Origin of the sequence: Bacteroides sp. DH3716P (genome assembly GCF_025914115.1) — a bacterium.
In the GTDB taxonomy this organism is placed as follows: domain Bacteria; phylum Bacteroidota; class Bacteroidia; order Bacteroidales; family Bacteroidaceae; genus Bacteroides; species Bacteroides ovatus.
Window position 1 is genome coordinate 4,951,296 of the sequence record NZ_CP083673.1, and the last position, 20,749, is coordinate 4,972,044.

The 20,749-nt window shown below is 41.0% G+C and carries 15 protein-coding genes; 3 read left to right on the forward strand and 12 right to left on the reverse strand.

The genetic code is table 11. The features are described from left to right. Positions 1 to 64 precede the first annotated feature (64 nt). The 6 genes from KQP79_RS18670 to KQP79_RS18695 all read right to left on the reverse strand — a co-directional run bounded on the left by KQP79_RS18670 (position 65) and on the right by KQP79_RS18695 (position 8,939). Positions 65 to 1,138, reverse strand: coding sequence for a DUF1735 and LamG domain-containing protein (locus KQP79_RS18670; RefSeq protein WP_264386543.1), 1,074 nt, complete (start codon positions 1,136 to 1,138; stop codon positions 65 to 67). A gap of 17 nt (positions 1,139 to 1,155) precedes the next feature. Further along, positions 1,156 to 2,274: a glycoside hydrolase family 18 gene (locus tag KQP79_RS18675; RefSeq protein ID WP_061447594.1), complete on the reverse strand. Its 1,119-nt coding sequence runs from the start codon at positions 2,272 to 2,274 to the stop codon at positions 1,156 to 1,158. A gap of 27 nt (positions 2,275 to 2,301) precedes the next feature. Then, positions 2,302 to 3,861: a SusD/RagB family nutrient-binding outer membrane lipoprotein gene (locus KQP79_RS18680; protein WP_004313866.1), complete on the reverse strand. Its 1,560-nt coding sequence runs from the start codon at positions 3,859 to 3,861 to the stop codon at positions 2,302 to 2,304. Positions 3,862 to 3,886: 25 nt separating this feature from the next. Beyond that, entirely contained in the window at positions 3,887 to 7,168 is a 3,282-nt protein-coding gene (locus KQP79_RS18685) for a SusC/RagA family TonB-linked outer membrane protein (protein ID WP_004309566.1), read from the reverse strand. Positions 7,169 to 7,351: 183 nt separating this feature from the next. After that, entirely contained in the window at positions 7,352 to 8,341 is a 990-nt protein-coding gene (locus KQP79_RS18690; RefSeq protein ID WP_004309565.1) for a FecR family protein, read from the reverse strand. 52 nt (positions 8,342 to 8,393) lie between these two features. Next, a complete protein-coding gene (locus KQP79_RS18695) occupies positions 8,394 to 8,939 on the reverse strand; it encodes an RNA polymerase sigma-70 factor (protein ID WP_008642840.1) in 546 nt (181 codons plus the stop codon). Between the two features lie 244 nt (positions 8,940 to 9,183). On the opposite strand from KQP79_RS18695, the gene KQP79_RS18700 reads away from it, so the two are divergent. Then, positions 9,184 to 10,251 (forward strand): M20 family metallo-hydrolase, encoded by a 1,068-nt coding sequence (locus KQP79_RS18700; RefSeq protein ID WP_008642838.1) that lies wholly within the window; start codon positions 9,184 to 9,186, stop codon positions 10,249 to 10,251. Positions 10,252 to 10,371: 120 nt separating this feature from the next. On the opposite strand, the gene KQP79_RS18705 is transcribed toward KQP79_RS18700, so the two are convergent. Continuing rightward, positions 10,372 to 11,565, reverse strand: a complete 1,194-nt coding sequence (locus KQP79_RS18705) for a TlpA disulfide reductase family protein (RefSeq protein ID WP_008642836.1) — start codon at positions 11,563 to 11,565, stop codon at positions 10,372 to 10,374. Positions 11,566 to 11,648: 83 nt separating this feature from the next. Next, complete coding sequence (locus tag KQP79_RS18710) at positions 11,649 to 12,668, reverse strand: DUF2059 domain-containing protein (RefSeq protein WP_015532198.1); 1,020 nt, start codon at positions 12,666 to 12,668, stop codon at positions 11,649 to 11,651. A 337-nt stretch (positions 12,669 to 13,005) separates the two neighbouring features. On the opposite strand from KQP79_RS18710, the gene KQP79_RS18715 reads away from it, so the two are divergent. Then, positions 13,006 to 13,473 carry a hypothetical protein gene (locus KQP79_RS18715; protein WP_015532197.1) on the forward strand — a complete coding sequence of 156 codons (468 nt, stop codon included), beginning with the start codon at positions 13,006 to 13,008 and terminating at the stop codon, positions 13,471 to 13,473. A 239-nt stretch (positions 13,474 to 13,712) separates the two neighbouring features. On the opposite strand, the gene KQP79_RS18720 is transcribed toward KQP79_RS18715, so the two are convergent. Then, complete coding sequence (locus tag KQP79_RS18720) at positions 13,713 to 14,348, reverse strand: HU family DNA-binding protein (RefSeq protein WP_015532195.1); 636 nt, start codon at positions 14,346 to 14,348, stop codon at positions 13,713 to 13,715. A 333-nt stretch (positions 14,349 to 14,681) separates the two neighbouring features. On the opposite strand from KQP79_RS18720, the gene KQP79_RS18725 reads away from it, so the two are divergent. Further along, the gene (locus tag KQP79_RS18725; RefSeq protein ID WP_009039179.1) at positions 14,682 to 16,025 is read left to right on the forward strand and encodes a VapE domain-containing protein; all 1,344 of its coding nucleotides are present in this window, start codon (positions 14,682 to 14,684) and stop codon (positions 16,023 to 16,025) included. Between the two features lie 182 nt (positions 16,026 to 16,207). Here the strand turns inward: KQP79_RS18725 and KQP79_RS18730 are convergent, their stop codons facing one another. The 3 genes from KQP79_RS18730 to KQP79_RS18740 form a co-directional block, all read right to left on the reverse strand. Next, positions 16,208 to 17,296: an acyltransferase gene (locus tag KQP79_RS18730; protein WP_015532194.1), complete on the reverse strand. Its 1,089-nt coding sequence runs from the start codon at positions 17,294 to 17,296 to the stop codon at positions 16,208 to 16,210. 26 nt (positions 17,297 to 17,322) lie between these two features. After that, positions 17,323 to 19,377 (reverse strand): beta-L-arabinofuranosidase domain-containing protein, encoded by a 2,055-nt coding sequence (locus tag KQP79_RS18735; protein ID WP_032851060.1) that lies wholly within the window; start codon positions 19,375 to 19,377, stop codon positions 17,323 to 17,325. A 141-nt stretch (positions 19,378 to 19,518) separates the two neighbouring features. Beyond that, positions 19,519 to 20,649: an aldose epimerase family protein gene (locus KQP79_RS18740; protein ID WP_015532192.1), complete on the reverse strand. Its 1,131-nt coding sequence runs from the start codon at positions 20,647 to 20,649 to the stop codon at positions 19,519 to 19,521. Positions 20,650 to 20,749: the final 100 nt, after the last annotated feature.

Genomic DNA, 20,749 nt, shown 5'->3' on the forward strand with positions numbered 1-20,749 from the left:
TTGCTAACTCGTTACCACTGTTTCTCAAATACTCAGTTAAATGTTTATTCTTCAAACGGTTATATTAAACCGTTGAAAATCTAAAATAAGCAAACAAGGCATTGGAGTGAGGATCGGTCGCATACAAGTTGTTGGCTATTTCCCGCTGAGATAAAGCCCGCTTCCATAAGCGGAATTCACTCATCTGAACATCTGCTTTCAAATATTCGGTATTTCCGATTTTACATTTCGTTTTACTGAGATTCGTCACTTTACCCGGTACATCTATCGAATTATCCAATTTTCCGTCAACATACAGATACAACTTGCTGCTTGTACATACCCAAGCTATCTGATACCATTTATCCTCTTCAAACAACGTTGCACTGTTCATCTGTAAGCCTTGCGTCTTTATCTGCAAACGGTTTCCTTCAATGGGGGCATCACCAAAACGAGTATAAATCTGCCCGTCCGATTCGCCCAAACTGCTTGAACCATCAAAAAGGGCCTGATTATTCAATTCCCCAACCTTCTTCCCAAGTTTGCTCATATTGACACAGAACTCTAAAGTCCATTCGCTTAAAGATAAATCTTCAATCAAACTGAAAGCAACATTATGTCTAGAGTTGAAAACCGGGACTGAAGTCACAATGGCCGGGTCAAGCAAATAAAGTATAGTACTTCCGGGTTTCAAGACCTCTGTTGTACCATCTTTACTCTGAAGTGTCAAAGCAATGGCGTATTTATTTCCGCTATCTTTCATTTCCTGCGTCAAGGGAAGAATTTCCAACCCTGACGATTCCGAAAGAACCTCCCCCTGCTTTATCACAGCCTCTTTCCCCTTAAAATTATACTGTTCGGCAGGAAGAAATTTATAGGATGTATAATTAACTTCATTATACTTTGCCAATAATTCAGCATCTTCCACAAACTCAAAGTTATAGTCTTTCTCTGCCGGATCGGAAAGACGCACATTCAAATTGGCTGTCACCAAATCTTGATCAATAAACACTTTTAATGCAGTATTCGGATTCGTACCAGTTTGTGAAATATAGGCCTGATTATGTAACACCGAATATTCGGCATTATCACAACCGACAAACAGACATGTAAAGAATAATAGTCCGATTATATTTTGTTTTAATAAATATCTGTTCATTTTTTATTCGTTTTTATTTACTTAATACTTGGATTCTGAATTTGTATGGCTTTACGCAACGCCGGATAAGTTTCGCTCCCTTGTGCATTCACTTTATACTCATATTCCATATGGTAAGTTCCTACACCGCCTTTGCGATATTGTATGCCACCAACCGACGGATTCCAATAAGCAAAACCACTAAGTGAATTTATCTCCGTGCCGTCAGGAAGTATAAAAGCCGCCCCACCAGTCTTGGCATGATCCTCAAAATTCTCACAGATAATAATCTTTTTCGCAATCTCTCCAGCTGTCGCCACATCTTTAAAGTGGGCATACTGTTTGTCGAAGCGAGCATCCAGCCGACTGTTGTCTTGCTTATAATAAGTTGTATACGTTTGCAGAATCAGATAATCAAAATGGTGAAACAGCTCAGCAGGCAGTGCATCCGGTTCACCATCCACAACCAGCATTTTTCCCGTACCAGACTTCGGGCCGACTCTCTTCGACATCGTTTCCACAAACTTCGCGATTACTTGACCGTTATTTTGCCAAAGTTCCTTATTGGTAGGAAACGGATGCTGTACATTCGGTTCAGCATCGAAATCGAACCCATCATAATTATACTTTTCGATCGTATCACACAAGGCGTTCGCATATTTCTCCACTGCAACCAACCGATTCTCCAGTGAATAGTCCCACCCCCAGAACTTATGTCTCCAGTCTTCTATAGATGTACCATTGTTTATTTCCTCCTGTGGCATCGGCGGTGTAATCTGGTCGCCAATATCAAGCACCAAGAAACAGAACAATACCTTCGTTCCCTTTTTTTCTTGCACATAACGTAAATCTTCCATCATAGCAGGTGACGGATTCTTCCAGTTTCCCCACAATGACACAAAATCTACACTATCCGGCAATCCTTTTAAGGAATTCTCATAAGAAGCACCGGTTCCCGTCCAGTTACCATACCATCCGAACGCAACCGGATGGTCACTCTTTTTATATTCACGCAGACGGGCATAATAAGCCTCATCCTTATTAGATATAGTCAGATTCGCAGGATCTTTAATTTCCGTATCCAACCAATCATCACAGGCCGTCAAAGCAAATGATATTCCTAAAATTCCAAAGAAATATTTATATAATCGTTTCATTTTTATAGTTTTTTACATTTAGATTTCTTACTTGTTACCGCCATTTTGCCACCACATCCTTGCAGCATAATCATCTTTCCCGCCTAACATTTCAACAGCTTTCCGATAATTTTCCTGATTATTGCCATTCATCTCTCTCGGATCAAACGGAATACGATTCGGCACATCCAGATCGTATCCATTGGTGGACTGAGCCACAGGAAATACGCAAGGATAACCGGTACGACGTATTTCATTCCATCCTTCCTGACCATCAGGAAACAAAGCAATCCATTTCTGTACAATCAGCCTTTCCATTTTTCTTTCGGGGGAATCATTATCATCCCACTTCACCGTGATTGTACTGACAGGTGCATGATTGCCTCCATATCCATCCGCAGCATCATAATAATACTCTTGTGTGTTTTCCGAATTTTCCAAGTAGTAATATTCCTGGCCGGCCACCCCCCATTGTTCAAACGACAAACGAACCGCCTGATTATAAAGCGCACCGGGAGTTCCTCCCATATCCCAACCTAACATCGCACCTTCAGCCCGGCAAAATGTCATCTCGGCAGCCGTCATCCACATTCCCCTTGAGTCTTCCTCAATATTGGCAGCAGAATATTTTTTCATAGCAAGGTCCTTATTGGTCACGTTGGCACCTGCACGGCAACCCACAACCGAACGTCTACCATATTCTTCCGTATTTTTAAAATACTGATAAATACGCGGGTCGCCAAAACCATTCATATAACTTTCCAAATCGGCACAGGCACGACTGTCTCCCCAGTCGACAGAAGTCTTATACTGTCCATTGGGAATATATGTTATAGCGCAATTGTCCTCGTTCTGTTCAATAACTCCCGCTTTATACGCTTCCACAGCAATTCGCTGAGCTTCATCCTGATTGACAAATCGCATGCGGATGGCCATACGCAACTTCAACGAGTTTGCAAATTTACACCATTGATTCATTTTACCTCCATACACCTTATCCGCATCCGCTTTCAAAACCAATCCCGGATTCGTCTCCACCAAAGGAGTTATGATGGAAATTGCTTTATCCAGAGTCTCTATGAGATGGCTATACACTTTCTCTTGAGAAGAATAAGCATTGGCATCTTCTTCCACCCCAATAGGAAGAGGACCGTATGTATCAGTAAAACGCAACATTAACTGCGCACGTAAAATTAATGCCAATGCATACATGGGGCCCTCTTCTTGTGTGAGGACAGCCACAGCATTAAATGAAGACGTCGCTTTGGCAAACACATCCCGCCACGGTACGATTTTCCAATCGTCCGATGCATTAAAACAAGTATAATTCTTCACCGAAAAATCCGGCTTCACATAAGTCATGTAACGCCCCAAATAATTACCAATAAGATCTTCCGTATTTTGATAAGTATTCTCCTGTTCAGGAAAAGCAAAGTTCTGCAACTCTGTGATAAAAGAGGAAACCGCATAGTCGTCTCGTCCAAGCTCTTCCAACGAAGTCTCATGTCCCGGACGGTTAGCATCCTCAAACCCCGCAGTACAAGAGGTAATCCCGAATAGAACAAATGAACCGATCAACCAACTTCTCACTATATTTATTTTCTTCATCATCTTTCTTTTTTTTAAGTTAATATCAAAGTTTCAATTTGATGTTGAATCCCAGGGTACGCAAACTTGGTTGCATAAAATAATCAAACCCTTGATAATAAGTCCCTGTTGACGCAGTTGATTCCGGATCAAACGGAGCCTTCCTGTATATCATAAACAGATTATTGGCAGTCACTCCCAAGGTCAGTTCTTTACTCTTCAACCATTTTCTAGGTAAAGTATAGCTAATATGAGCTTCCTGTAAACGTACATTGGTCGCACTGTAAATATATTCGGACCATATAGGGTTGTCTCCACCTACTACCGCATAATATCCTTCGGCTGAGATTTTTCCGGTATTTACTGCTATACCACCATTATTTCGTGCTTCAGCACTCACCGCTGAAACGCCATACTCATCCAGAATAGCCTGTGTCTGTGACATACATATACCTCCCAGGCGCGCAGTCAGGACAAATCCCAGATTCACACCTTTCCATGAAAAATCATTTGAAAAACCAAGATTGCCTTTAGGCAATACCGAACCCCGGTATTGTGGATTGGACAAGTTGGTCTGCATCACATTCCCGTTGGAATCAAGAGCGATATTCCCCTCAGCATCACGCTTAAAGTCAGTATATGTATAAATATCGCCCATACCGCCACCTTTTTTCAGGACTACTCCGCAACCACTAAGTCCTGCCTGCCTTACCACCTCGTTAGGATTCTCCAACAGTTCTACTATTTTGTTACGGTTCATACTGTAAGCCAATGAAGAGCTCCATGTAAAATCCGCCCAGGATTTAGTATATCCCACCGATAATTCCAATCCACGATTCCTGATATTACCTGTTTGAATATATTCCTTATTAAAACCTGCAGCTCCAGACGTAACATCCCGCAACAATGTCTGTTTGCGTGTATTGGATTGGTAAACAGTCAAGTCAACAGACAAAGCATTTCCAAACAAGCGTGCAGTGACACCTGCCTCCCATGAATCCGTACGTTCCGGATAAAATTTCTTCGGAAATTTGTAAGTTACTGTTTTATAAGTTCCCAAAGCGGGATTATATTCATACCTCCATGCCGATGACAGATTAGGCTCAATAGCCGAACCGACAGACGCCCACGAAGCACGTACTTTCAAATAATTAATCATTTGTGGCATCTTCGCCATTTCCGAAATAACCGCAGATACCCCTACAGAAGGATAGAAGAATGATGTTTGTGCGGTTCCATGCAAAGCTGAGTCCCAATCATTACGACCGGTCAGAGTCAAGTAAAGCATACTTCTATACCCCAACTCGGCACTGATAAACATTGAATTGATATAATGTTTGTAGCTCTCAAAAATAGGACGATTGTCATTGGTTGCGTTTCCATAATCTATAGCATTCGGTGTAAACACATTAGAAGGAGCTTTCAGACCTCCCTGAAAACCGGTAACATCATATTTCAAACGGGAAAATGAAGCACCCATATTAGAAGAAATGCTAAAATTCTCCCCTAATGTCTTATTGATATTAAGCATCAAGTCTCCATACAATGTCTGATCATTAATCTTATCATAGCCATAAAAACCGTAATCGGAAGGTGCAAACAACTTTAATGTAGAGGCATACCGTTTATCTTCCTGCTTAGTGGCAGCATCATCCCAGCGCAAACGCCCGGTAACATTCAGCCAGTCTAATATTTCATATTTCAGGCTGGCACTCACCATATAACGATTCCGGTCATTAGTGCGATTCATACGGTTTGCCACCCAATAAGGATTCTGCATCTTAAGAGCATCTCCATAGTTCCAATTTTGCACATATATCTTACGAACAGGATCATATACCTCAAATGTACGGATTGCATCAAAACTTTCTCCCCTCGGGAAAAGATAAAGAGAAGTCAAAGGGTTAAACCACTGACCTTGAGCCATCAGATTTTTATCTTTCTCACGAATATAATTAAAGTTAAAATCACAAGTCATCTTATCATTCAAGAATGAGGTGGTATTACGAAACGTAAAATTATACCGATCATATGAGTTATTAGGAATAATCCCTTGTGCATTCGTCGTACCCACAGAAAGATATGTCTGATTCTTGCTAGTACCTGCTGTCAGTGAAATATTGTTTTGAATATTAGTACCCGTATTAAAGAAATCAGCCGGTTCATAAGTACCGAATTCCGAAGTAGCTTTATCTCCCCAAGTTTTTATCTCCCCCGGACGATTCACATATTGGTCCTGAAACTTTGGCATTACAAATGGATTGGCAAACTGTGAACTATTAGAAATCGTGACGGACACTTTTCCTTCTTGCCCCTTCTTAGTAGTAATCATAACCACTCCCTGAGCAGCAGCCGAACCGTAAAGAGCGGCAGCAGCCGGTCCGCTAAGCACCGAAATAGACTCGATATCTTCCGGATTGACATCCGCAATACTTTCTGTCCCCGGCTGATTCGCATACATCATTGCATCCCCCTTCAATTCTCCCTGGCTTCTACCAGTCACAGGAATACCATCAATAACATAAAGAGCCTGATTACTTTGGCTGATAGACTTCGGACCACGCATCACCACACGGGCAGCGCCGCCCATACCAGCTGAGGAAGCATTGATATTCACTCCTGCAACCTTACCGGACAATGAATTCATGAAATTGGCACTCTTCACAGTAGTGACAGCATCATTGCCCACTTTCTGAACATTATAACTTAATGCTTTCTCTGAACGCTTAATTCCTAAAGCCGTAACGACCACTTCCCCCAGTTCCTGAGCTCCATCCTCCAAAACAATATTGACAATATTTTCTGTAGCATGAGTCTCTTTTGTCTGATAACCTACGTATGAAAAAACAAGAACAGGCGTTGCAGTCTTAGTTGTTATTTTATAATTGCCATCCAAATCGGTCACCGCACCGTTAGTTGTTCCTTTTTCAATCACTGTAACTCCGATTAACGGTTCTCCTTTCGCATCTACAACATTGCCGGATATATTTCTGCTTTTAGCCTTTTTGATATTTTGTTCCGGCACAATCATTATATAATTATCTTTTATCAAATATGTAAAACCTGTTCCTTTAAGAATTACTTTCAAAGCTTGCTCCAAAGGTTGTTTTTCAATATCTAAAGATATTCTATTCACAGGAAGTTGAGAATCATTATAAGAAATAGACATGTGGGTTAACTTCCTGACTTCAGCCAATGCTTCCTGTAGTGAAATATTTTTTCTTTTTATTGTTATTTTACTACTATTCTGAGCATAAATCGCTGACCCTACTAATAGCAGACAAATTATTAATATACTTTTTCTAATGTTTTTCAGATATAAATTCATATCTTAGCAGCGTTTTAGTGTTAAAATCATAATATTTTCTCAAGTCAAACAAAGGTAGTAAACTATTTTTTACACCATTTTAATACTAAACTTATTTCATATCCGGAGTAGGTGGGGCCTTCTCCGGATATTTTTCTACATAGGCGGAGTAAATTGAGCGTTAAATAATAAGAAAAATATTCATTACCAAATTATATGGCAGGCATTGTCTTTCAAACGATAATCAAATTGGCCGACAACCACTTGCATCACTTCCAAAACTTCTTCCAGCCCTGCATTTTCTTTAAACACAAAGTTGTAGCGATCCTGATTACGTTTCTTCGTAGAAACATAAAACATAATTCCAAAATGACGCTCCAATGTCTGTATAATTTCAGCAATTGTGGCTTTATTAAATACAATTTCCCCTCGTTGCCATGCCGTTACATCTTTCATGTTGGCAGTCAGCACTTGGCAGTCAGCTGTACATTTATTATACACAACCTGATATCCGGGAGTTAAAACATAACTAATCGTATCATTACAGTCCACTCGTACTTTCCCTTCGATCAAAGAAGTGGTTATTATATCTTCTTCCGGATAAGCTTTCACATTAAACTCTGTTCCCAAGGCAGTTATTGCCATATTTGATGATCGCACAATGAAAGGTTTCTCCGGATTTTTTGCCACTTTAAATTCGGCTTCTCCCATCAGATAAACCGTTCGGGTCTTGCCCTCCAGATTTTCAGGATAAAATACATATGAACCAGAATTCAGACATACGGTAGTTCCGTCCGGAAGACTGATTGTCTCTCTGGCCCCATTATTCACATAATGTTCCACCATTGCGATATTGTCCCTGTCAAAATGATTATAACTTACCCACAAAGTAGTTGTCACAGACAGAATGACGATAACAGCAGCTGCCGCAACAGATTTCCACAACTTCCAACGATTTACATTTGTAACCATTGGAGTATATTCAATGCCGATTTTATCCAATACCTGCTGAAACGAATGCTCCATACCGTGTCCAAACTTTCCTTTCGTCTTAAACCATAAATTATGAAGCGCCATTTCTTTCTCTTCTGCAGAATCAGGACTAATCATCCAACGATGAAATCTGTCGATTGTCCGCTTTGAATAATCAAAGTCAATAAAAGAGCGTAGCTGTTTTTCCAATTTACTTTTCATCTATACCAAATCAAGTGTTACATATAAGAGACAACTTGCCAGACATACATACTTAGTCTAAATAGAAAAAAAATAAAAATAAAATGATTTTTTTTAGATCTTGAAGGGCTTTATAGATATGTTGCTCAACTGTACGAACCGAAACATTCAACTTCTCAGCAATTTCCGGTGAAGTCATCCCTTCCTCTCTGCTCATTAAAAAAACACGCCTGCGCTGTTCCGGCATGCGTTCAAGAGCCATCTGAACAAAAAGCTCAAGTTCATGAGCACAAAATTCATCATCCGGCGTAGGCAATCCCAGTTCCGCCATTCGCATTTTTTCTGCTGCAACATCCAAGTAGTCATATTCAACAGCCTTATGCTTCAAAAAATTATAGATATGGTTTCGTACAACTGTATATAAATAACTATCCAATTTTTCACGTTCTAACCATAAATCCGGTTTCTCCCATAGCTTAACAAATATATCTTGAGCTATATCTTCTGCATCTTCTTCTGATTTTAACAATTGCCATGCGAAAGTTTTTACTTTGGGGAAATTCAGATCAAAAAACTTTTTAAAACGAAGAACTTTATCTTCCATTCGTGTGATAATCATCATGTATATCCATTAAGATTAACAAGTAAAATATAAAACCCTTCAACAAAGTTAATTATTAAATAATTTATCAACAACCTTTTTCATAAGAAAAGAATCAAAAAAAGAAAGATTTCAATAGTTTTCCGGACCTAAGCAACTAATAATCAATAGATAAGAATTAATTCATTATTTTTATTTGAAACAACTGTGCAAAACGACTATCTTTGTGCAAAGATTAAGGTATAGATAAAAGATTTGCACTATGAAATATGATATTCCGTATATGACAACAGAGGCTGTAAGCCTGCTTAAATCACTGATTAGTATTCCTTCAATCAGTCGGGAAGAAACCCAGGCTGCGGATTTCCTGCAAAACTATATTGAAATGGCAGGTATGCAGACGGGACGTAAAGGAAATAATGTGTGGTGCTTTAGTCCGATGTTTGATCTGAAGAAGCCGACTATTTTACTTAACTCCCACATAGACACAGTGAAACCGGTTAACGGTTGGCGGAAAGATCCGTTCACTCCACGTGAAGAAAACGGTAAGTTATATGGATTAGGAAGTAACGATGCCGGTGCCAGCGTTGTTTCGTTATTACAGGTGTTCCTGCAACTATGTCGTACTTCGCAAAAATACAATCTGATTTATCTAGCCTCTTGTGAAGAAGAAGTCTCAGGAAAAAACGGAATTGAAAGTGTATTGCCGGGACTTCCTCCAGTCTCATTCGCTATCGTAGGAGAACCTACAGAAATGCAACCTGCCATTGCCGAGAAGGGATTAATGGTACTAGATGTGACCGCAACAGGTAAAGCAGGCCACGCAGCACGTAACGAAGGAGACAATGCAATTTACAAGGTGTTAGACGACATAGCTTGGTTCCGTGACTATCGTTTTGAGAAAGAATCACCCTTGTTGGGTCCCGTGAAGATGAGTGTCACTGTTATCAATGCCGGTACACAACACAATGTGATTCCCGATAAATGTACTTTCATCGTCGATGTCCGGAGTAACGAGCTTTACTCAAATGAAGAATTGTTTGCTGAAATCAAAAAGCATATTTCCTGTGAAGCCCAAGCTCGTTCATTCCGTCTCAATTCTTCACGAATCGACGAGAAACATCCGTTTGTTCAAAAAGCTGTGAAGCTAGGACGCGTTCCTTTTGGTTCTCCAACATTGTCCGACCAGGCACTAATGTCCTTTCCATCAGTGAAAATAGGTCCGGGCCGTTCGTCACGCTCACACACGGCAGAAGAATATATCATGTTAAAAGAAATAGAAGAAGCTATTGGACTTTATTTAGAGCTATTGGACGGGCTTCTGATTTAAGCCATAGCTATTCATACTTGCTGTAAGAAATCCGATATAACTGTCACGGCAGGTATGAATTGTCCACCAATACGAACAAATTCATCCAGATTAGCAAATCACGATACTATAATACAACAATCATTCCAACAGATTAAACAATGTCTTTTCCAGCTTCTTACTTCTTAAATCTTTTGCAACAACAATGCCCTCCGGATCTACAAGAAAAGTTTTGGGTATTGCATAAATACCATATACATCAGCAGCATCCACATTCAATACTTGTGTCCAGTTCATTCCGAGTTCTTCAATAGCAGTCCTCCAAGCTTTCTGTTTCTTATCTATAGAGATACTAATCACCTCAAATCCCTTAGAAGCATATTTCTCATAAGCAGCTTTCACATTGGGCATTTCATTCCGGCACGGACCGCACCATGAAGCCCAAAAGTCTATTAACACATACTTCCCCTTACCTACATAGTCGGACAACTGTTTTATCTCTCCAGCATTGTCTTTCACCTTAGCGTTCGGAAAACGTTCGCCAATCTTTATCTTAGCGTCCATTGCCTGCCGTTTCTTTTGTTCTTCACGCTCCTCCGGAGTCATTTTCTTTTCACGCTCGGCCTCAAAACGCCGGGCCATTTGCCTCATTTTTTCTAATTTATCTTTCACCAATACATGCTGCGCAAACACAGAAGAAGCCTCGCTCATCATATCTTCCAATAGACTGTGATATATAGACACTTCTTTTAAAGATAACAGAAATACTCCCACCAAACTGTTTTGGTGTTCTTCTACAAAAGCGCGAATCGAATCCCTCTGTGCCAAATCTATCTCCACATTTCTCCGCCATATTGCAGCAAATGCAGTATCCCGTTTCAGTGCTTCTCTAAAACTCTCTCCGGATTTTTGGCTCATGACAAGTGAAATATTACTTTTCACTATTTGTTTGTTATTATTTATCACCGACTGCATTCCTTTCCAAGCCACATCCAAAGTATCATTCAGCGGCGTACCTCCTACGGTCCTCGTGGTAAGATTGATCACAATCTTTCCTTTTTCGAGAATCAACGGATAAGTTTCTCCATCCCTATCCTTAATAAGTGCAATATTCGGTGTCTGACGTACACCAGAAAAAGAGAACTTTCCCTTTTTCACTTTTGCACTGTCGAGAACGACTTCTTTGGCTTTTTCTCCATCATCCATCAGACACAAATACAACAACTGATTATTCAATTCCTCATTAGCAATACCTTGGATAGAGAATTTCTCTTGGGCAGAAGAAAATATAGCAATAGCACAAAAAGTGCATAAAATCATAATTCGATTTCTCATATAGAATAAATTTATATCAAAAACAGTAAACACTCATGTTCAATACCTGCTATTATCATTTCAAATTCTGATAATCATTTAAACTAATAATAGATCTTCTTATTTTTCTTATCGGAAATGGTCTGATAATCTTTCACCTTTATATTAAAATATGATTTAGACTTTCCATCATCATTAGAAGGCAACTGTTCTTTATCTTTTTTGTGTGGCAACTCAAGAATATCTATTTCTTTCACACTCTTCTTCAGTTTCGGGAATAAAAGACTGATATAAATATATTTATGATTAAATCCTTTGACAGCCAACAGCCTCCCTATCGGAGCTCCACCATCATATCCCCGCACATTATACTCATCGCCACTTTTCTTATCGATAATCTTAAATCCCGGACTATAATACAACCATTGCCAATCCCAATAAATAGGTTGTATGAATGTCACTTTAGTATCATTCTTTCTCCTTTCAATCGAATATAAAGAAGGACTTGTAGACATCCCATTTTCATACGCTTTCTCATACACTTCTTCAGGAACTATAACTATACTATCGCTTGGAAGCATATAGGCTTGTGCATATAATTCTTTATCACGCTTCTGCTTTTGCTCATATTCTTTCAACCGCTGTTCACCTCTTTTTACTCGTTCACTTTTCTCCGGCATTACCTCTTTGGACATCTCTGTATGGAGTTGCTGCACTAACAACGGCGTTGTCTCACGCATAACAATCAATGAAGCCTCTTTATATTTTTTACCTACGGGAGATTCATAAAATGCAGCAACAGCTTTTAATTCTTCCAATGTTAAATGCTTCTCATAAACAGGCATATACATTTCAAACACCTTATTCTCTACTTTCTCTTTCCAGTTTTTAGAGAACTCATTCCAATAAGCCTCATCCTTTTTCGGCGCATTCAATTTCATTATAGATGATAATCTCTGGAGAAAGTCATCCGTAGTAGTCGAAGTACCAGAAAAATCCATGATTTTCTTCAACGTTTCTTTGTACTCATCTGTCGCATTTGTATTTTGTGCAGAAGCTGGTAAAATTAAAGTAAACAGTGCAATTATACACATCGTTACTTTAGGAAGGAAAATGTTTTTCATAATTATCTAATTTCATTTATTTTGATTCCATGTTTTATTTTGCATTTTTTACAAAGATACACATTAAATCTATATCATTTAATAGAATAGTACAATCAATGAGGCTACTATCCGGCTGCCCTGCAATGTATAGATAAACGAAATATCCCCTATTCATCGCTAATTATAACATTCATTCCCCTCTCTTATCAAAATGGCTTTGGACAATTCATTTCATCTTTTGATATGATATTATTATCTTTTTCTCACATACTTCGTTCATTTTTCGTAATTAACGCTATCTTTGCAATAGGTCGCTAAATCTAAATAAGACTTTCAAAATACATAATATACGAATATGAAAAAGATTTTATTTTTATATATCATTCATCTAGGATTTGCCCTACAACCCATACAAATTCAAGCTTGTTGTCTCGACAATGAGGCTGTTCTCGCCAATGGGACTGCCATTATTCTACAATCACCTAAAGTGGACAATACCAAAACCATTCAGTTCATCAAAGATTTCTACGCAAACTACGTTTTTGGAGCAAAGAATTATGTTCCGGCAGTAAAAAAGCATTGTACAGCCAAATTGCAAAAGCAGCTGAAAGATAACTACGAGTATGACAGCGAAGGATATGCGATATGGAACTTCCGAACAGGTATGCAAGACGGACCAAGCGACATATCTAAAGTAACATCAGTAACTGCATTGGGAAATGGTTTATACAAGGTCAATTTCATTGATATGGGAATAAAGGGTAACCGTACTTTGAAAATTATCGACGTAAACGGGACACTGAAGTTCGATGCTATTAAATAATCCCCTCTAAGCAGATATATTATCAATTTAACAGATAACTAAAAAAGCCTTACTATTCAATCAAATAATGAAAGTAAATCATCTATAAGACTACATCTTTCACCACTTTCACCTTCTTCCCGAAACCTCCATCCAGAGCAGGAAAGCGGGTGAAAGCGACCATGCAAAAGCCCTTCTATCACGCTTTCACCATTTTCACCGACACACTTCAAATCGACGCTTACTCAAATCGTTTCCATTTACCGCCGGAGCACATCACGAGATACCCCGTAATAACCCGCTGCAGCCACATAAATCGGCTGCATACGTTTGCCGATATTTCGCAATTTACCTTCTTCCAGCAATCGCCGGAGATGACGATTCGCCGTAGTCCGTGTCATGCAGCATACTTCCTGAAAATCATAACGAAGCATTACGTCATGATCGGCGAAATATTCCTTCAGCCGCATATCTATCTCCACCTCCGACAAAGACTCCGAATGGCGCGCATACTTACTCCGGCTGGCTTTGGCACCTACCAATTCACCCCGCAGGCGAGCATCCGGACGGAAACCGATTGTTTTCAGTTCCATCTTCGACCATTTGTTTTTAGTACTGCGGGTCACCTTTTGCGTGCTCCTCAAAATAGGGGCAAAATAGCCTAGCCCCTCGATATGTACCTCGCGTCCTTCACGTAGTTCTTCACCACAAATTTGGGCAAGCATCTCGAACGCATTTTTTACATCACCTACAGAAAGCGAACTGCGTCCGTGAATCATCCGGCACAGTTTATCCGTTCCCACCTTACCATTCAAAAAAATGCGGGGATGCAAACCTTTCTCTTCCGAATCATCGGACTCACCGGGATTCTCATACCAATCGTAAAGTATAGCCATTAGTAGTTAACGTTTTGATAGTGAATATATTTCATGTAAAAACTTTAAGTTTATCATCAAACCACTACCGTGGTTCATTTAAATCACAGTTGTTATCCAAGTAGATCACTTTTGTCATTTGATTAAACCACGAAAGTGAATCAACAATAACTCTTCGTCAAAGATACGATAAAAAATAGAGAAAAGGACGATAAGAAGCCGCCTTCTTCAGTCAAGTAGAAATTTATATTTTTTCCGGAGAAACACTTGCAAACCGGTATCATCCTATAGTACATTCGCAGTATCAGTGCTGAACAATAAACCGATTTTAATCACTTAAAAATAGAAAAAACAATGAATGCAATAACATTGATATGGAGACAGGTATTGAAGGAACTAAAATTGTTTCAAATGAAGGAAAACAAAGAAGATGCAGTTGAGAAAACAGACAAAGAGCCACAGAAAACGCTAAAATGTCATGAAGATAAATATACCGTTCCCCTGCCGGACACAGCACCGCCTACTGGAAGGGAGAAAGAGACAGAACGAAAACAACCGGTCCGATTAACCCAAGAGGTACGTACATTCCTGCAAAAACAGTATGATTTTCGTTACAACCTATTGACGGAAGAAACGGAATATCGTCCTGCCAACAAGCGTGCCGTTCCTTTCGAACCTGTAAGTAAGCGGGAACTGAACACTTTCTGCATGGAAGCACACGACCAGGGCATATCCTGCTGGGATAAAGACTTGAGCCGTTACATTTATTCCACTTGTATTCCTAAATACCATCCTTTCCGGCTTTACATGGAGGAACTGCCCGGCTGGGATGGGACAGACAGACTGGAAGCTTTGGCGCAGCGTGTCTCTGACAATCAGCTCTGGATAAAAAGCTTCCATACCTGGATGCTGGGACTCACCGCCCAATGGTTAGGCATGACGGGAATACATGCCAACAGCGTAGCCCCCATACTTGTCAGCAGCGAGCAGGGACGACAAAAATCCACATTTTGCAAGGCACTGATGCCGCCGGCACTGTCACGTTATTACATGGACAACCTGAAACTGTCTGCACAAGGAAAACCCGAAAGGTTACTTGCCGAAATGGGACTTCTGAACATGGATGAATTTGACAAATACGGAACGCAGCAAATGCCATTATTGAAGAATCTGATGCAAATGGCAAACCTGAATATCTGCAAAGCTTATCAAAAGAATTTCCGCAACTTGCCGCGCATCGCTTCTTTCATCGGTACAAGCAACCGTTTTGACTTGCTCACCGATCCCACCGGTAGCCGGCGATTCATCTGCATTGAAGCAGAACATTTGATCGACTGCGAAGGTATCATGCACGATCAGATCTATGCCCAACTGAAAGCTGAACTGCTCTCCGGCATCCGCTACTGGTTCACAAAAGAAGAGGAACGGGAACTGCAACGCCACAACGCCGCTTTTTATCATCCGTGTCCGGCAGAGGAAGTCTTTCATGCCTGCTTCCGGATAGCTAAAGATGATGAAGAGGGAAGCGAACGGCTCTCGGCTTCGGACATATTCAGAAGACTGAAAATGTATAACCCCGCTGCCATGCGTGGAAGTAATCCGGCTACGTTCGCGCAAGTTTTGCTTGCGGCAGGTGTCACCCGCAAACATACCAAATATGGAAATGTGTATCTGGTGAAACCGATGAAAGCGGCATAAAGCTTCTGACAGAGGAAGGATTCACCCGTAAGAGACTGGGAAATAACAGTTTACAAAGGGGTGAAAGAGGTGAAAAGAGAAAGAGGACATTAAGAGGGAAATAGGCTATAAACAGTAAGATTTTGAATAGAAAATCAGAAAAGACTTGATTATCTATTCAAAATCTTATTGTTTCCGGATATTTATCCTACTATCCATTTACTGCCCGGTATAAACGAGATTATCTTAGTTGTTACCAAACAACAGATAAACGTAACCACTGCGATACATGGTATAGCGGCAACAGTGGGAAGCGCCAATGTATCTTTGAACACAGTCACCCACAGTCCGAGCCAGAATATGTGCATAAGATACATACCATAGCTAAGTTTCGATGTTTCCGTCACTAACTTGGGAGCTTGCGGACGTTTGATACATGTAAACATAAGGAATGTACCCGTTGTGAGAAGCACACAGTTAATCGTACAGAAAGCCCATCCTATTTCTATTACAGGTGTGGAATGGAGTTCGCCGGGTATAGCCTGCACATAGAATGAATAAATAGTCCATACAGCACCGATTACCATTAAAATGATTCCTACAGTGAAACGTTTGGAACGGTTCCAGGTAAGATGTACACGAATGTAATGTGCCAGAACAAGATAGCCCAAATAACCGGAGAAGTACCACAACATGTGGTATTCATTCCAGAAACATTGTCCCCACACTTCACCGCACCAACGATTGAGATAAGGCATACAGGTTGACAACACGAACAGCCCTATAAAGAAACGCTCTTCTTTAGCCGTGGCTTTTCTCAACCATGGGGATATAATTGGGATAAACAAATAAAGGCTTATCAGAGGATACATAAACCACAAGTGTCCGGCTAGCGTCGGAAAATTCAGGAATATCCGCGACAAGTCCTTCATAGATGTTTCTCCGTCTATCTGTCCCCACAGCATAGGTAGAGTGCTGTACAGTATCATGAATATGAAAAACGGTGGAAGGATGCGAAGACAGCGCTGGCGATAGAATTGCCACATAGACTGCTCTTCCTTCATCGGTGCAAGCAGGAAGGCAGAGACTATCATGAACAGGGGTACTGCCATACGTGAAAAACCGTCGTACACTGATACCCATAGCCGGTCTACTTCATTTGCCAAAAAAGACTGCGGACCTGCCATATCAGTGGCTCCGGGAGCACAGTAGAAATTTTCACTGGCATGAACAAGGATGACGAGAAAGCATGCAAACACACGGATGTAATCTAAAAAAACAATACGTTTCATTTATTCTAAGTTTTCTAGTTATTAATTTATTCTTTTGTGTTCGGGAACGCAGAGATTCTCAACCGTGCCGCACCCATAGGGATCAATGTTATTTCTTCTTTATCACCTTTCACCGCATCTTCTTCCGGCAATACGCCACACAGTCCTGTTTCGTCTATCTTCCATTCAGGAACCGGACGACCGATAGCTTTTACTTCCAAAGGTACACTGGCTACTGTGAAAGGATAGTTGTCAGCCGGCCAAGATTTACGGATTACCTTGAAATTCTTCAAAGGTTCTTTCTTATCCAATACCAACGAATAATTCCAAGGGCTATCTGGATAGATTTCAGTAGTAGGCCATTTCTTCGAATCAGCACCTTTCTGCCATTTTGAATCACCGATAGCTGTTTCTCGACTGTCTTTCTCTACATATTTCTCTGCAATCTTAAGAGACAAAGTCAAAGGTCCGTAATCTACGCTTACGCTGTTTTTATTCACCTGCCAGGTACGCATAGACAAAGACATCGGAAGAGTCAATTCCACACAATCACCATTCGCCCACTCGCGATTGATGCAAAGATATTTTCCCGCTACAGGAGCTGCACTTACCTTCTTGCCATTCACCCGCACTTCCACCTTTTGAGTCCATGAAGGAATACGAAGATAAAATGGAAAAGCGACCTTTTCATCGGTAGAAACAGTGAAGGCAATGCCTTCTTCAAAAGGATAATTTGTCTCTTCGTGAAGAGTGATTTCCTTGCCGTCACCCACTTTCACTGTAGCTTTGCAAGCTGCATAAATAGCTGTTGCCACTCCGTTGTCGGGAGTTGCCAATACCAGATGTTCGGTGAAGTAAGGCCAGCCCTGTGCATGATTATGTTGGCAGCAACGACTGCTGAAAGGATTCATCGAAAGGAACGGGCCACGATTGTCAATGCCCGGATGATGGTTCTTCGAATCACTGATGGCATGGTTCGGACAAGTGATATAACGCAATGCCTTGAAATCGGGCATCACGGCAGCCGGATAAGAGTTGAACGCTACTTCTTCACAGTGTTCAGCCCACATGGGATCTCCTGTCATGCAAAGCATGATTTCATCGGAAGCCATTTGTTCTACCAAACCGCAGGTTTCCACTCCCTGTCGGGGATCGATATATCCCAGACGAGCATTTTCGTCCGCACCGAACATACCTCCGGGAACCTGTCCAAAAGTACGCCGTATCAGATGATGGACATTATAAGAGGCTTTCAGCATCGCTGAATCTCCGGTCTGCATATAATAAGTGGCAGGTTCACGGAAACATTGGGCGATATTTACATTGTGCCAGTTAGGTAAGGAGGTGGATTTCGTCCAGTCGGCTGTGTTACGGTGAATCTTCTCGGCTAATTCGAGTAGGAAAGCATCCCCAGTATGGTTGTAAAGCCAGTAGATACTGATGATGTTATCACCGCCACGGCTTTTCTCCCAATAATCTTCCAGAAGTTGGTCATCGGGAACAGTCATCTGCCACTTGAAGTAATTCGTCATCAGGTCAATGACACGCTGATCTTGAGAATACTCATAATAAGATTGCAGACACCAGAGCATAATCATCTGTGCCCAAAGTTCGCGTTTGCCGTTACGTTCATTGACCGGACCGAAATAGCCATCCGGCTGGCGACTGGCAAATACACCTTCAATCCAATATTTGGTTTCTTCAATCATCTTCGGGTCATTCAGGATATATGCTAGATTGCCATACCCTTTGAGCCAGTAAGGAACTTCCTCCCAGCCGTGATCGCCACCAGTTGTCAACCAGGCATTATTATCCTTTTCCAGCCAAGCGCTGATTTCTCCCAAATGTCCGGTCAGACCGTCACGTTGCAACTCCAGATACTTCTTCACCCATCCTTCGGGCTGAATACTACCTACCGGCAACTTTATAAAATTCAACGGTCGAAGCGGAGCGCGATACCCGATATAATTGGTATTGACGGACTGTATGTCCGGTCGGTCCACTACCGTCACCGTACCACAAGAAGAAGCAGGCGCACAAGCTGTAACCGCCACTCCAAGCACTATCGATGCAAAAAGTCCTTTCGTTTTATTTTTCTTCATTTCGTCTATTCTACTACTTCCGGAAATCATCCTAATTTCCCTATGAACCCAATTGAGCACTAACAAATTACATTAAAATAAAGAACGGATAATCTCTAATCAGACAACCCGTTCTTCAATGGCATGAACTGCCTTTATAACCTATTTATCAACAGAGAATTTGAAGATACATTGGCTTGTATACTTTTCGCCCGGGCGAAGTACAGCCGACGGCCATTCCGCTTTGTTCGGAGTATCCGGATATTTCTGTGTTTCGAGACATACGGAAGCACGTTGGTTGTAAGTAATGCCTTTCTTTCCTGTCAGTGAACCATCGAGGAAATTACCTGCATATACCTGAATACCCGGTTCATTAGTATAAACGTCGAGTACGATACCAGTCTTCGGTGATTTCAAAGAAGCGCATTTACGGGTTACGTCGCCTTTCGTGTTCAATACCCAGTTGTGATCGTAACCATTGCCATTTTTCAGCTGTACGAAATCATAGTCGTTGATACGTTCGCCTACCGGAGTCGGGGTGCGGAAATCCATCGGAGTTCCTTCTACCGGAACGATCTCGCCAGTTGTCATGAAGGTACTGTCCACCGGAGTATAATAGTCCGCATCCACCATCAACAAATGACCGGAGTTGTTGCCGGCATCGCCTTCAAGATTAAAATAAGAGTGGTTGGTCATATTTACAATCGTCGGTTTGTCTGTTTCCGCTTCGTATTGAATATCGATGGCATTATCGTCCGTCAGTTTCATCAACACTTTACAAGTGATGTTTCCCGGAAAACCTTCTTCACCGTCTTCTGCACGGTAAGTCAACTGCAATTCCTGCGGATTCAGCAATTCGGCATCAAACACCCGGTATTGGAATCCTTGCGGTCCGCCGTGCAGACAATGACCGTAGTTATTGCGGGGAAGCTGATATTCTACACTATCCAAAGTGAACTGTCCCTGATTGATACGATTGGCATAACGTCCGATAGTGGCACCGAAATCCGAAGGCTTGCTGATATAGTCCTGAATAGAATCGAAACCGAGAACAACGTCACGCATCTGTCCGTCTTTGTCGGGAACCATCACTGAAACAATACGTCCACCGAAGTTCGTGATACAAACTTCCATGTTGTTCTTGTTACGCAAAGTGAACAAATCAGTCTTCTTTCCATCTACTTCTGTCTGGAATTTACTCTGCAATAAACCGGAATCTGTAGCCTTTTCAGCTTTCGGAGTACAAGCTGCCATTAAAAGGGCGGCAACTGCCCATACACATAACTTTTTCATGATACAATTGGTTTTTAACTATTAGTTTTCAGCTATTCATATTTAGATGCAGACGACGCGGATAACACGTTTTTTCTGATTTTGCACCAGAAAAAGAACC